The sequence below is a fragment of the Porticoccus sp. genome, from assembly GCF_965660005.1.
Lineage (GTDB): Bacteria > Pseudomonadota > Gammaproteobacteria > Pseudomonadales > Porticoccaceae > Porticoccus.
In genome coordinates this window covers 1-13082 of record NZ_CBFHYF010000009.1, presented here as the reverse complement: position 1 = coordinate 13082, position 13082 = coordinate 1, and the positions used below count along the sequence as shown (strand labels likewise).

The 13082-nt window shown below is 54.8% G+C and carries 17 protein-coding genes and 1 tRNA gene; 7 read left to right on the top strand and 11 right to left on the bottom strand.

Annotated features, from left to right (window positions below):
• Nucleotides 1-82: 82 nt before the first annotated feature.
• From ACTF5G_RS03740 to ACTF5G_RS03730, 3 genes are read right to left on the bottom strand one after another with little or no spacing between them, the layout of a single operon-like run.
• A complete protein-coding gene (locus ACTF5G_RS03740; protein WP_438951475.1) occupies nucleotides 83-340 on the bottom strand; it encodes a hypothetical protein in 258 nt (85 codons plus the stop codon).
• 15 nt (nucleotides 341-355) lie between these two features.
• On the bottom strand, nucleotides 356-1696 hold the full coding sequence (locus ACTF5G_RS03735; protein ID WP_438951474.1) for a TonB-dependent siderophore receptor: 1341 nt from the start codon (nucleotides 1694-1696) through the stop codon (nucleotides 356-358).
• A 9-nt stretch (nucleotides 1697-1705) separates the two neighbouring features.
• A complete protein-coding gene (locus tag ACTF5G_RS03730) occupies nucleotides 1706-2488 on the bottom strand; it encodes a TonB-dependent siderophore receptor (RefSeq protein WP_438951473.1) in 783 nt (260 codons plus the stop codon).
• Nucleotides 2489-2814: 326 nt separating this feature from the next.
• On the opposite strand from ACTF5G_RS03730, the gene ACTF5G_RS03725 reads away from it, so the two are divergent.
• Nucleotides 2815-3714 carry a hydroxymethylglutaryl-CoA lyase gene (locus ACTF5G_RS03725; protein ID WP_438951472.1) on the top strand — a complete coding sequence of 300 codons (900 nt, stop codon included), beginning with the start codon at nucleotides 2815-2817 and terminating at the stop codon, nucleotides 3712-3714.
• Here ACTF5G_RS03725 and ACTF5G_RS03720 read toward each other — a convergent pair.
• Nucleotides 3711-4286, bottom strand: a complete 576-nt coding sequence (locus tag ACTF5G_RS03720) for a phosphoribosyltransferase (RefSeq protein ID WP_438951471.1) — start codon at nucleotides 4284-4286, stop codon at nucleotides 3711-3713. The genes ACTF5G_RS03725 and ACTF5G_RS03720 overlap by 4 nt on opposite strands.
• 281 nt (nucleotides 4287-4567) lie before the next feature.
• On the opposite strand from ACTF5G_RS03720, the gene moaC reads away from it, so the two are divergent.
• The 4 genes from moaC to ACTF5G_RS03700 are packed head-to-tail and all read left to right on the top strand — an operon-like array spanning nucleotide 4568 to nucleotide 6178.
• Complete coding sequence (moaC, locus tag ACTF5G_RS03715) at nucleotides 4568-5020, top strand: cyclic pyranopterin monophosphate synthase MoaC (RefSeq protein ID WP_438951518.1); 453 nt, start codon at nucleotides 4568-4570, stop codon at nucleotides 5018-5020.
• A complete protein-coding gene (gene moaD / locus ACTF5G_RS03710; protein WP_438951470.1) occupies nucleotides 5017-5265 on the top strand; it encodes a molybdopterin converting factor subunit 1 in 249 nt (82 codons plus the stop codon). The genes moaC and moaD overlap by 4 nt, the downstream gene beginning before the upstream one ends.
• On the top strand, nucleotides 5262-5723 hold the full coding sequence (locus ACTF5G_RS03705; protein WP_438951469.1) for a molybdenum cofactor biosynthesis protein MoaE: 462 nt from the start codon (nucleotides 5262-5264) through the stop codon (nucleotides 5721-5723). The genes moaD and ACTF5G_RS03705 overlap by 4 nt, the downstream gene beginning before the upstream one ends.
• Nucleotides 5724-5737: 14 nt before the next feature.
• Nucleotides 5738-6178, top strand: coding sequence for an OsmC family protein (locus ACTF5G_RS03700; protein WP_438951468.1), 441 nt, complete (start codon nucleotides 5738-5740; stop codon nucleotides 6176-6178).
• Here the strand turns inward: ACTF5G_RS03700 and ACTF5G_RS03695 are convergent, their stop codons facing one another.
• From ACTF5G_RS03695 to ACTF5G_RS03665, 7 genes are all read right to left on the bottom strand, one after another.
• On the bottom strand, nucleotides 6179-7564 hold the full coding sequence (locus ACTF5G_RS03695) for an MBL fold metallo-hydrolase RNA specificity domain-containing protein (RefSeq protein WP_438951467.1): 1386 nt from the start codon (nucleotides 7562-7564) through the stop codon (nucleotides 6179-6181).
• 124 nt (nucleotides 7565-7688) lie between these two features.
• A complete protein-coding gene (locus tag ACTF5G_RS03690; protein WP_438951517.1) occupies nucleotides 7689-7838 on the bottom strand; it encodes a hypothetical protein in 150 nt (49 codons plus the stop codon).
• A complete protein-coding gene (locus tag ACTF5G_RS03685; RefSeq protein ID WP_438951466.1) occupies nucleotides 7839-8528 on the bottom strand; it encodes an NnrS family protein in 690 nt (229 codons plus the stop codon). It lies immediately after the preceding gene.
• Nucleotides 8529-8592: 64 nt separating this feature from the next.
• Entirely contained in the window at nucleotides 8593-9033 is a 441-nt protein-coding gene (locus ACTF5G_RS03680; protein ID WP_438951465.1) for a c-type cytochrome, read from the bottom strand.
• A 108-nt stretch (nucleotides 9034-9141) separates the two neighbouring features.
• Nucleotides 9142-10101 carry an alpha-L-glutamate ligase-like protein gene (locus tag ACTF5G_RS03675; RefSeq protein WP_438951464.1) on the bottom strand — a complete coding sequence of 320 codons (960 nt, stop codon included), beginning with the start codon at nucleotides 10099-10101 and terminating at the stop codon, nucleotides 9142-9144.
• Complete coding sequence (locus ACTF5G_RS03670; RefSeq protein ID WP_438951463.1) at nucleotides 10098-11621, bottom strand: inactive transglutaminase family protein; 1524 nt, start codon at nucleotides 11619-11621, stop codon at nucleotides 10098-10100. Before ACTF5G_RS03670 ends, ACTF5G_RS03675 begins: the two co-directional genes overlap by 4 nt.
• Before the next feature lie 9 nt (nucleotides 11622-11630).
• Nucleotides 11631-12296: an ATP-dependent zinc protease family protein gene (locus ACTF5G_RS03665; RefSeq protein ID WP_438951462.1), complete on the bottom strand. Its 666-nt coding sequence runs from the start codon at nucleotides 12294-12296 to the stop codon at nucleotides 11631-11633.
• Nucleotides 12297-12542: 246 nt separating this feature from the next.
• Here ACTF5G_RS03665 and ACTF5G_RS03660 point away from each other — a divergent pair.
• Nucleotides 12543-12619: transfer RNA gene (locus tag ACTF5G_RS03660), tRNA-Arg, on the top strand.
• A 75-nt stretch (nucleotides 12620-12694) separates the two neighbouring features.
• A partial coding sequence (locus ACTF5G_RS03655; protein ID WP_438951516.1) for a DUF6538 domain-containing protein occupies nucleotides 12695-13082 on the top strand: 388 nt, incomplete at its 3' end.

The following is a 13082-nucleotide window of genomic DNA, read 5'->3' as shown; positions in this document are numbered from 1 at the left end:
GCAGCGATCGACGGCCCCAGGATATCTGTCTACCCGGACGGGTTTTACCGGTGCGGATAACAGCCGGCCGCAGTGCTTCCCGCTAGCTCGCCCCACCTGCAATGAGAAGGAACGCCACCAGTACCAACCATAGAGGTGCCACCGCAACGCCACGGTCGAAACCGAGGGCCTGCTGCCAGGGCAAAATGGACAGCGCGATTGTTGCCCAGGCAACCCAGTGCCAGATGGGATGCACTTTGCGCTGCCAACACCCATACAGCAGGATCATCCCTGCCGTGGAAAGCAGTCCCGCCAACAACAGTGCCATTGGCGATACGGAGGCTATAAACCAGGAATTCACCAGCCGTCCCCGCAATCAGTAGCGCCAGTTAATAGAGGCCGTGGCCATAGCCGGGGCTCCGTAGTAACTCTGCGCCCAATACAAGCTGGTGAAATATTTCTCATCGGTGACATTTTTGACGTTGAGACTCAGACTCAGGTTGTCTCTCAGGTCGTAGTTGGCAAACAGGTCCACCAGCTTGTAGCTGTCCTGAGTCGCTTCGGCACCACCGTCCACTCGTGATGTCTCATCCTGCCATTTGACACTCACCCCCATTTTTAGAGCGGGCAGCCAGAGCAGACGGTAGCTGCTGGCCAGCCTGAAGGTTTTGTCCGGGGTAAAACGAATCACGTTTTCATCAGCCTGCTGACTGGCGTCCATATCGAAATTGGTATAGCCGACCATGACGTCCCAACCTCGCGTGACTTCGCCCACCAGTTCGATTTCGAAGCCCTGGCTGGAAATACCATCCGAGCTTTCATAGTATTCATCACCGGTCATCGGATTGAACCCACCAGATACCGCCAGATTCTCCTGTTCAATATCGAATGCCGCCACCGACAGCAACAAACGGCCATCCATCAGCTCGCTTTTCACACCCACTTCGTAACTGCGACCTTCCAGTGGGTCGAGGCGACTGCCATTGATATCCTCTTCGGTCTGCTGGGTGAAGATGTCCGTGTAACTGGCGTAAAGGGCGACGTGATCCAGAAGCTGGTAGACCACGCCGGCGTAGGGCGTGGTGACACCGGAGTATTTCGAGTCCTGGGACACACCATATGACTCGCCGGTGGTATCCCAATCAGTAACCCGCGCACCCAGCAATACCTTCAGCTTGTCGGTAACAGACAGGCGAGTAGCACCGTAGATGGACCGTTGTCGGTCTTTGTAATCAGCGCCGCCCCGCACGATGTCTCGCAGGTTTATGTTAATACCGGAACCGTTCCAGGTGCGGAAATCCGGCATAGCGGGAAAGTCATCATCCATGAAGGAAAAGTTGTCCACCACACTTTCGGACCAACTGTACCCCAGCACCAGATCGTGTTCGCGGCCGGCCAACGGGTACTGGCCACTGACATAGACATCGAACAGATCCATGGTGTTGTGTTCGGTGTAATCGCTGCCATAGCCATACAGGCCGAGTCCGGTCTCACGGTCCGGCGTGCCAAAGGCATAGAACAGATCGGCATCCTCGTTGTGCTTGATGTAGGTATAAGTGCCTTTAAGCTGCCAACCATTGCCCAGGTCGTGGACCACTTCGGCAAAGGCCTGCGCTTCCTTGGAAATCCAGCCTGCCCAATCCGAGGCGGTACTGGTACTGCGATCGACGCTGACCTCCGAGCCATCACTGTACAACAGCGGCAGTGCGCCCCACATGGGGCTGTCCTAGTTGTTTCTCTGCCAGGTGTAACCAAGGGTCAGTAAAGTGGCATCGGTAATTTCCACATTCACCACACCATAGACCAGTGACTTCTCGTGGGCGTAACGGTCTAGGTGAGACTCGTTATCCTGCCAGGCAGTGACAAAACGACCCCTCACCCGCTCGCCCAGGCGTCCGGAGATATCGCTCTCAACGCGGGTGTGATCACGGGAGCCGGCGCTCATTGATGTCCGGATCTGCAGGTCATCGGTGGGACGTTTTCTTATCATGTTAACCGTGGCAGAGGGGTTGCCCGCACCGGTCATCAGGCCATTGGGACCGCGCACCACTTCAACCCGTTCGAAGGCATACGTGTCGATATCCCCACTGATATTGCCGTCGGGCACCTGGAGACCCATGCCATCGTATTGAAAATTGGTAATGTCAAAACCCCGCGCAGTGTAGTAGGTGCGGTCGGTTTCCACCGACTCCACATTGATACCCGTCGTGAGCGACAGCACGTCATTCATGTTATCCAGTTCGAAATCATCAATCTGGGCGCGTGTGATCACCGAAACCGATTGCGGGGTTTCAAAAGCAGACAGACCGAACTTGGTGGCTGTATTCATGGCGGGCACACTGTAGTCGGTACCGGGTTGCACCGCCCTCACCTCCACCAGCTCAACGGTGGGGGTTTCGTTCTCCTCCCGGGCCTCTGTGGTCTCTTCACCATAGGCACCATTGACAAAGGCGATGGCGGCAGCAAGCACACATGGCTGCCAATACCTGTTCACTGTGATACGCATCATTCTCCCCCAGTTTTTTCTGTTTTGCGGCTGGAACACTAAAAAAGAGAATCATAATGATAGTGATTCGCAATTGCAAAATTAAATTCCCGACTGTTATCGATAGCGATATCGGAGAAATATTCTCAGCAACCGACCAGGCAACCCCTCTCATATCCAATCCGAATCCCAGCAGCTACCACTGTCAATCCACAGGACTCGGTGTTATCCCGGTGGTTGTCGTACAATGGCCCGGCACGCCGTTATATCGCCATATAAAGCCTCACCCGTTGGCAAACGCAGGCATTGGCATATGCGGCAAACATTGAGACAGAGGACACAGATAACCCATGGCTCTGCCCAAAAAAGTTCGCATAGTCGAAGTCGGTCCGCGAGATGGTTTGCAGAATGAACCCCAGCCAGTCAGCACAGCGGTCAAAATCGAACTGATCCGGCAACTTGCCGGGGCCGGGCTTCGCTATATTGAAGCAGGCAGCCTCGTCAATCCGCGCTGGGTGCCGCAGATGGCAGACACTGTACAGGTGTTTCAGGGAATCGAACGTCAACCGGACACCGTCTATGCGGCGCTGACCCCTAATCTGGCCGGTCTGGAACGCGCCCTGGCTGCGGGAGTCAGCGAGGTGGCCATCTTTGCCGCCGCCTCGGAAACCTTCAGCCAGAAGAACATCAACTGCTCGATCGCAGAGAGCCTGGAGCGGTTTGCCCCGGTCATGGATGCTGCCAGGGCTGCGAACCTGAGGGTGCGCGGTTATATCTCCTGTATCGCGGGCTGCCCCTACGAGGGGGCGGTACCGGTGACGCGGGTAACGCAGGTGGCCGACAAGCTGTCGCAGATGGGGTGTTACGAAATTTCCCTCGGGGACACCACGGGCGTGGGCACAGCCGCCAGTATCAGCCGGGTAATTGAAGCAGTCAGCGAGGTGGTTCCGATCTCGCAATTGGCCGTGCATTGCCATGACACCTACGGTCAGGCACTGGTCAATATCTTCGTTGCGTTGCAACTGGGTGTGGCTGTGGTGGACAGTTCCGTGGCGGGGCTGGGTGGTTGCCCCTACGCCAGAGGGGCATCGGGCAATGTGGCCACAGAAGACCTGGTCTACATGCTGGACGGCCTCGGAATAGAGCACGGGGTCGATCTGGATAGAATCATCGCGGCAGGCTCGTATATCAGTGACCAGTTGGGTCGGAAAACCAGCTCGAAAGTGGCCAGAGCACTGGCGAAACGCTAGTTCCTCTCCTCCATGCCCTCGAGTTTCTGCCGCAGAGCGTCGATACCGGGTTTGTGTTTCAGCAACTCCTGCGCTGACAGCCCCGCCAGTTCGTGGGGGAACACCAGCCATCGGTCCGTCTCGTGCAGGTAATAATCCGGCACCCGGTCAGTGCGGTTATTGGCCGGTTTGAAATAGGGGGTCGCCAGACGAATTTCCGGCGGGCTCTCGCCACAGTCCTGCCGGATATCCGACACAATCCGTTGCAGGCTCAGTCCGGTATCGTAAACATCATCCACAATCAGCAGTGAATCGGCCTTGCGGATATGGTCGATCACATAGCCCAGGCCATGCACCCGGACCGCCCTGGCCCGTTCGCCGGGCGCTGTGTAAAAAGACGTGCGGACGGCGATGTGATCCGTCTCCACACCAAAATAGGCCAGCAGCTCCTGAACCGCGATACCCACCGGGGCCCCTCCCCGCCAGATACCAATGATAAAGTGCGGCCGAAAACCACTGTCGAGTACCTGCAAACCGAGCCTGAAGGCATCATCCAGCAGTTGCTGGGCAGTGATGTACTGTTTATCTGACAAGCTGTTTCTCCGATCCACGACGCAGCGCCTGATTATCCACTTTCACCGACCGGACGCCAGTGGGATGATCGGCGGGTATCGAGTCCCCATTCAGGCCCGGGCATGAGTATCACTAAACTGGATCCTCGCACCCTGACACTCACCCACACCAATGATTTCCGGGCCATACTGATCCTGCTCAGGACGACAGTAAATTGATCTGGTGCAATGCGTTTTCCGATCGGGTTGCGCTAGACTGTGATTATACTGAACCACCATTCTGGAGTGCACAATTGAGCGACATGCGCAAACTGACCCACCTCGATGAGCAGGGCAATGCCCATATGGTGGATGTGGCTGACAAGGCCATTACACACCGGGAGGCTACTGCCGAGGCACTACTGAAAATGCAGCCGGAAACCCTGGCATTGATCGGCAGCGGAGGCCACAGGAAAGGCGATGTACTGGCGGTGGCGCGCATCGCCGGCATTCAGGCCGCCAAGAAATGCGCCGATCTGATTCCCCTCTGCCATCCGCTGATGCTCACTTCCATCAAGGTGGAATTCGAGCTGCTACAGGACAGCAACCAACTGCGCATCACCGCCAGTTGCGGCCTGGACGGCAAAACCGGGGTGGAAATGGAGGCCCTCACCGCCGCTTCGGTGGCGGCGGTGGACCGCGGTATGGTGATCGAATCCACTCGCCTGCTGGAAAAGGCCGGCGGAAAATCCGGCGACTGGAAAGCAAATCCATGAAGATTCTTTTTTTTGGCAGCCTGCGTGAGCAATTGGGCACCGGCGAGATTGAGTTGCCATTGGCTCCCGGCACAAAAAATGTTGCCGACTTACTGGAAGCCCTCAAACGGCGCGGACCCGAGTGGCAGCGGGCACTCAGTACAGATTCATTACTGTATGCCGTCAACCAGATCATCGCAGCCCATGACACATTGCTGGAAGACAGCGATGAAGTGGCGCTGTTCCCCCCGGTCACCGGCGGATGATTGCCATCACGGTGCAGGCCGCAGACTTTGATCCCGGCCATGAGATTCCGCAGTTACAGGCCGATAGAACCGATGTGGGCGGTATTGCAATATTTACCGGGCAGGTGCGCGACACCGGCGACAAACCGCTGGGGTATATGCACCTGGAGCATTATCCCGGCATGACAGAGGCCTCCCTGCAACAGACCGCCGAACAGGCAATGCAGCGCTGGCCATTGATCGACATCCGTATCGTGCACCGGATTGGCGACCTGTTGCCTGGCGATCAGATTGTCTTCGTCGGTGTAAGCAGCGCCCACCGCGAAGCGGCTTTTAATGCCTGTGAATTTATGATGGATCATCTGAAAACCCACGCGCCGTTCTGGAAAAAAGAATACTACCGGGATGGCAGCACAAAGTGGATCGAAGCAAAAAATACTGACCAACAGCGCAATGAGCGCTGGAACCGGCACTACTAAATCAGAGGCAGTTTATGCAACCACTACCCCATCAGTACCACGCAACCACCCACGGTCTGGCCGAGGGCAACTTTTCCACTACGCTCACCAATGGCTGTGAGCTGGAAGTCTCTGCTCCTCTGAATTTTGAGGGGCCCGGCAACACCTGGACCCCGGAGGAAATGTTGCTGGGGGCCGTGGCCAACTGTCTGGCACTGACCTTCAGGGCCGTCGCCAGGGCAGCCGACATGAATTGGCTGGAGATTCAATGCACGACTGAAGGGGTACTAGACAAGGTGGACAGGAAAGTTCGCTTCACCCGAATCAGCACGCTCGCCCAATTGACGATTGCTGCCGGGGAGGATCGGGACAAAGCCGAAAAGCTGCTGCGCAAGGCAGAAGAAAACTGTTTTGTCAGCAACTCCCTGTCGAGCGAAAAGCAATTCACCACAAAAGTGCTTGCCAGCCAAACCTGATCACAATTTCACCTTGTCACCCATATCCGGCACACAGGCATCCCAACCCAGCTCCTCGCCGAGGCTGATACGAAACTGATCGGCTGCATCCTCATCACCATGGGTGACGAAACAGCGTTTTGGCGCTGCGGGCATTTGTTGCAACCAGTGCAACAACTCCAGCCGGTCGGCGTGGGCGGAGAGAAAATCCAGGCATTCCACCCGCGCCTTGACCTCGTGATAGCGGTTAAAAATCTTGATTTTTTTCTCACCGCTCACCAGGCGGGCACCACGGGTACCGGGTGCCTGGTAACCGGCAAACAATACGGTATTGCGATGGTCGCCCAGCATCCGCTGCAAATGGTGCAAGACACGGCCGCCGGTTGCCATGCCGCTGGCGGAAAGAATAATGGCCGGGACATGTACCTGATTGATGGCTATGGAATCCTCAACCGTTCGGGCAAAGGTAACATCCCGTGACAACTGCTGGCAGGAGGCTTTGTTCAGTCGATGGTAGCGATGGTGCCGAAGCATGACCTCTGTGGCACTGATTGCCATGGGGCTATCCAGAAAGACCGGCAGGTAAGGGATTTTCCCCTGCCTGCGCAGCTCGGTAATCAGGTAGAGCACGGCCTGCGCACGGCCCACGGCAAAGGTCGGAATCAACACAGAGCCACCCGCAGACACCGTATCATTAATGATTTCAGAGACCACCTCCCAGACATCGCAGTTATCGTGGAGGCGATTGCCGTAGGTGGATTCAATCACCAGATAATCACAGGAAACCGGCAGCTCCGGCGGCCGCATCACCAGGTCATTGCTGCGGCCCACATCACCGCTGAAAAGAATATGTCGGCCGCCGGCACGCACATCCAGAAAGGCGGAACCCAGAATATGGCCATTGGCATAAAAACTGACCTCGATATCACCCATGGCCACCGCCGCACTCGCTATTCCCGAGTGCGCATCCGCCGCTGAGCTGAAGCCCACCACTTCAAATTGCTCCATGGCTTTTTTTGCATCCTGCTGGGTATAGAGTGGCAATGCCGGCTGATGCTTGCTGTACTGATGGCGATTGCGGTATTCCGCCTCCTCCTCCTGCAGATGCGCAGAATCGGCCAGCAGTATCTTGCAGAGGTCACGGGTAGCCTGGGCGCAATAGATCGGTCCCTTGAAACCGTCTTTGACCAACTTGGGCAGGTAGCCGCTATGATCCAGGTGAGCATGGGTCAGGAAAACCGCCTCGATGGTGGAGGGGTCAACCGGAAAGGGTTTCCAGTTGCGTTCCCGCAGATGCTTGTATCCCTGAAACAGGCCGCAGTCCACCAGTACCCGTCGCTCATCTACCTCGATCAGATAGCGGGAACCCGTTACCGTATTGGCAGCACCCAGAAACGCTAAAGTCACCCGATTGCCCATAGCATCATTGCCTTGTTTTCCTGCCCCTGCAATGTGCCGGGACTTCATTCTTTTGATTATAGAAGCCACCCCCCCGGCTTCAAAGAATTCAGATCAAATAACCCCTGATTGACTAGAAAAGCAGGTCGGAAAATAACAGGAACGGTATGGCATCGCCGGCCTCAACACTTTCCCCGAGGCGGTGCACTGCAAAACCGTTGCCCCGTGAAACGCTGGAAAGCACACCGCTGCTCTGGCTGTATCGAAGCGGTCGAAAGCGGATTCAACCCGGGCGGCCGTCTATGCGGGAGCTAACCAGTATGGGTATATAACAAAGTGCAAACAGCGCAAAAGATAAAATCCAGCTCAACTGGGAAAGAATAATCCACAACGGATAATGGGCGGGAAACAACAATGGCAGGAGAACTCTCAAAACAATCGCGATGCACAGCAAGAGAAACATCCATTGCACTTGGGGCGGAGGCTCGGAGAGATCGCGACCAGTATGCCCGAGCGAAACCCGCGCCATCATCCCCAGAGTCATGAGTCCTATACCTGCCAGGGCAAAGGTATGCACTGCCAGAAAAGGGGAAAGACCCCACAGTACTGAGGCTACTTTCAAACCAAACGCCAGGGTCAACAACATATAGGCAACGTGTAAAACCCACAAAAGCGGTTTACGCCAGATACCGCTGGTGTACCAGCCCACCAATCTGATGCTATTCAATAGTAACAGTGCTCCTGCCAGCACAGCCGACAAAAGATGACCGGCATCCGCCACCTCGGCAACCACAAAAGCAACCATCAATGGTGGTATCGAGAGATCAATCCAACGATAATTTTTCAAAGTCACCGAATAACCGACACCCCGCTCGGTAAAAAAAGGAATGACTCGCCGAGCCATTATCAGCACCAAGGTTATGATCATGTAAAAACCAACGTAGAGGCCCAATCGCTCTCCATCGTCAATCACGCCATAAACTCACAGCCATAAAAAAACCGCGCCGGAAGCGCGGTTTTTATGCTTCAAAAGTCGGTTATTTACTGTTCTCCAGGATATAGTCCACGGACGCTTTAACCTCGTCATCGGAACAATCCATACACAGGCCTTTGGCCGGCATACCGCGAATACCATTGATGGCATTGGCATAGAGCACGTCCATGCCCTGATCAATACGGGGTGACCAGTCACCGGCTACACCCATCTTTGGCGCACCGCCTGCGCCACTGGAGTGGCAGGCAACACATTTGCTGTTGTAAATTTCTTCTCCGGAGCGAGGTCCCGCTGAGGCAACGTTGGTCGGTTCAGGTACGCTTCCCGCCAGAACCACTTCACCGGCAGGGGCGAGACGCTCGGACATCTCCTTCTCTTGCTGGGCAGTCAGCTGTACTTCCTGCTTTTCAGAACCGCACCCGGCCAGACCTGCGGCCAGCAACAAAGCAGAAGCAAACACAGCCAGCTTTTTCAATTGGTTCATTTTCGTCTCCATTTTTGCGTATTAACGACCAGATTCAGTGCACCATTATAACCCCATAAACCGCCGGGGTGAATGTTGTTCAGGACTAAAGTTCCAGACATGGGGACGTCATGCAGCGTTGGACTTCCGACCAAACATTGTCCTCGCCAGCTGCGTCCGCTCCTCAATCGACCGCTCGACAGTCTCCAGCCGGTCAATCGCCTGCAAGCGCTTGGCCAACCCGTCCTGATTGGCAATCTGGATGGCAAGACCCGGCCTGGCATTCAACTCCAGGATCATCGGTCCCCGGTATTTATCGAGCACAATGTCTGCACCAAAATAACCCAACCCGGTCATTTCGTAGCAACCACAGGCCAGGTTGAGAATCTCCTCCCAGCGAGGCAACTGCAGGTTGTCAAAGCCAATGCCGGTATCGGGATGCCGATCCACTCTGGCGTTGTTCTGAACCGCACAGGCACTGGTGCCGGTTTCAATATCCAGCCCGACGCCTACCGCACCCTGATGGAGATTTGCTTTACCGTCCGAAGCATGGGTCGCACAGCGCATCATGGCCATGACCGGAAATCCCCGATACACGATAACCCGGATATCCGGAACACCTTCGTAGCTGAAATCACTGAGCAGGGGATCAAAGATAATCATATCTTCAATCATCGCCACATCACTGCGACCACCAAGACTGTAGAGACCGCTGAGAATGTTGGAGGTATGCCGTTTCACATCACGCAGGTTAATCACCGCACCGGAGGACTTGATGAACTCATGATCACGGCGCTCGAAAATCACCAGTATCCCCTTGCCACCGCTGCCGTGAGCAGGCTTGATCACGAAACGCTCCAGACCCTCAAGTGTCTTTTCCAGATCCTGTATTTCATGCTGAATAGTGAGGACACCAAACAATTTCGGTACCCGCATACCGTGGTCCTGGGCAAGGCGTTTGGTTTTCAGTTTGTCATCCACCAGCGGAAACCGGTGGCGTTCGTTGGTGGCGCCAATGTAGTTGACATTGCGGCTGTTCATGCCCAGCACACCCAGCCGCCGCAATTCACCCGGAGAAATGAATTTCACTGCCAGTCCTTTCTCAGATAACGGAAGCGGTACAGCTCTGACAACCGGTAACCCGTGTATTTACCCAGCAGCAATACCACGCCCAGCAAACTGATCATCAACTCCGGGAAATTGAATGTCAGGTGTGCCACCAACTCCATGGTCATCAGCAGGTAGGCAAGAATCGCCGCCAGCAGACTGCCGCCCCCCTGGATCAAGACCTCGTGTGCGCCCTCCTCCTCCCAGAGAATCGACATCCGCTCAATGGTCCAGGAGAGAATAATCGTTGGCAGGAACGTCACCGTCAGCGCCTGCTCGAAACCCAGCTTGTAAGTAATGATACTCAGGGTAGCCATGATCAGAATTACCAATATGACCACGGCGGTGATCCTCGCCACCAACAGGAGATTGAGGTGCGAAAGATAGGAGCGGATCCACAACCCGGCACTCACGACAGTGAGAAAGATCGCCAGCCCGGTGATCAACGAGGTCTGGATAAATGCCAGGGCAATCAGAATCGGCATAAAGGTTCCCGATGTTCGAATCCCCACCATCACCCTGAGCAGGACCACCACCAGAGCGCCCACCGGCAACAGCAACAACCCCTTGAACATACCCTGCTGTTCCACCGGCAAGGCATAAATCGAGAAATCCAGCATCAATTTGTCACCCGCCTGCTGCTCCATGGACAGCACGGTTTTGACGGGCAGGGTATTTTTAACGATGGCAAATTCCAGCTGCGAGCTGGTGCCACCGATTACATCGAGCACAAACCGCTCTCCCCGCTGCCAGACAAAAAAATTGTCGGGCAAACCGGGCTTTGCCGTCGCCGGATCAAACAGATACCAACTGCCGTTATCAAACACCTCCAACAGCGTTGACATCTGCTGGCGACGGCGACCATCTTCCAGATACACCCCCCGCACACGCTGGGAGGGAATCCCGGCGAAAGAGAGCACATCCATGGCGACAGTCAGATCGGTCGGCTCACGCGTACCGAACAGAAAAGCCGCATCCTGATTCATCCCACCCTGGGCCAGCTGCTGCAACAGTAACGCCGTAAAGCTGACCGGGCCGGAAGACCGCTCCAGCAAACTGGAAACCACTCGATCCATGGCAGCCCGCCGGTCACTGCTGAGCTCCGGAATTGTCATCGAAGGCACCGGACTGGGACCCAGATCTGACGCATCTGCACGATACACCTGCAACTTGTAATAAAGTGTCGTGGTATGTTCCTGAGCCTGACGCGTCCACCTGGCCTGCCGCTTTCCCTCATCATCCTCCACCGAGAAACCAAATCCAGAGGAGGCAAAATACTCATCGAGCATCACCCAGCCCGCCTGGGCTTCCGGTAATGCCAGGGTAATTTCCACGGGACCATCACCGGGGTTGAAGGTGATCTTGGACTCCAGTGTCCAGACATCCTGTTTTTCACCGGGCAACAGCGGAAAGCCCAGTTCAATCGTTTTATACAACGTTAATCCCAGGCCGACGGCGATCAAAAGGCCGGCTACCAGCGAGATTTGCAGCTTCGAAGACATTATGGCTAATTACTTCAGTGTATGTTTGCGACTGACGTCGACAATAGCGGTATCCGTCAACAGGTTACGACCAACCAGAAAAGAAAATTCAAAGTCTTCACGATCGGAAAGGGTCACCTCGATGTTTTCCTTGATCTCGCCCATGGTTATCCAGAGCCTCACCACATAGCGACGTTCCGGTTCGCCGACTTTTCGTTTGATCAATACCGTGCGGGTCAGTTTTTGTACCAGATCAATGGACTCTCCGGTTTCCGGGTTGGGTACGACAAACCGGACGTACCGAATACCATCTCGTTCAACCACTTGAATATTCTCCGCGTGAATGGACGAGGTTTCAGCACCACTATCAATTCGGGCCTCCAGCTTGATACCGGGGGGGTCGACAAAAACATTCTCGATTTCCCCAATAATCGGCAAGTTCAACTCACCGGCAGTGGCGGGCACCGTCTTGACCACGATTTTTTCAACGATTTTTAGTTCGGGGCACATAATCGCCGGCACCTGACAAACCGGACAGGGAGGCGGCGCAGGGCATAACGGTTCGACAGGGGCCAAATCCACTTTGGGCGGCTCTTCGACCACGCCAGGCGATGACTCACTCTGTGACTGCACCTGCGTACAACCGGCAAGCACCAGTAGCAACCCAAAAAAACTGACCAGTAACCCAACTCTCACGGATACTCCACTCCTTGAACAGACAAACCACGAAACAACACCCGGTAACAACAACCTTGCAGACACCGCCCATTTTTGACAGATGAGCGATGACTGCCAGAAAAATAGACTAACAGACAGTGAGGCTATATCATTGCGCCCGCTCAGATAATCTTATCCATGCCAAAATCGTCACACAGTATAGCGGGATCCTATCGACTAACACAGAAGTGTGATGGGACGACAAGCCAGAAAATTACCAATAACGCACCCGTAGCTCAGCTGGATAGAGCGCTGCCCTCCGGAGGCAGAGGTCAGAGGTTCGAATCCTCTCGGGTGCGCCAACTTCTTAGGCTATAAGCGCATAACGTACTGATTGGCTTGTCTTTTCAACTGATAAGCAATAGGTACGGTAGACAATACGGAAGACAACTTCTAATCCTAAGTACACATTTACCAAGCGAGGAATTTATTATTACTCTCGGCTTGTTCCTTCTGATCTTCGGCACCACTACAGAACAGCAAGGCTAGTACAGTCATTGAAAACCCGTTCAACACGAGAGGCCTGCAAACTGTCCAGGCTGCTTACACAGCGTTTAGAGGCTTACTGGCAGAATATTAGAATAGACAAGCAGGAAATTCCCTGTGAGTTCCTTCTCAAAGACAGTGTCCATCAGGTAAAGCTTACAGATGCAATGATGCTTTACTTTGAGCTCAGAGGTAATAACAAAAGTGAGTTGTTCTTTGTGTCTAGCCGACGACACGTAGATTATCTAATTGAAGCTACAGGTGATTACCCCATTAAGC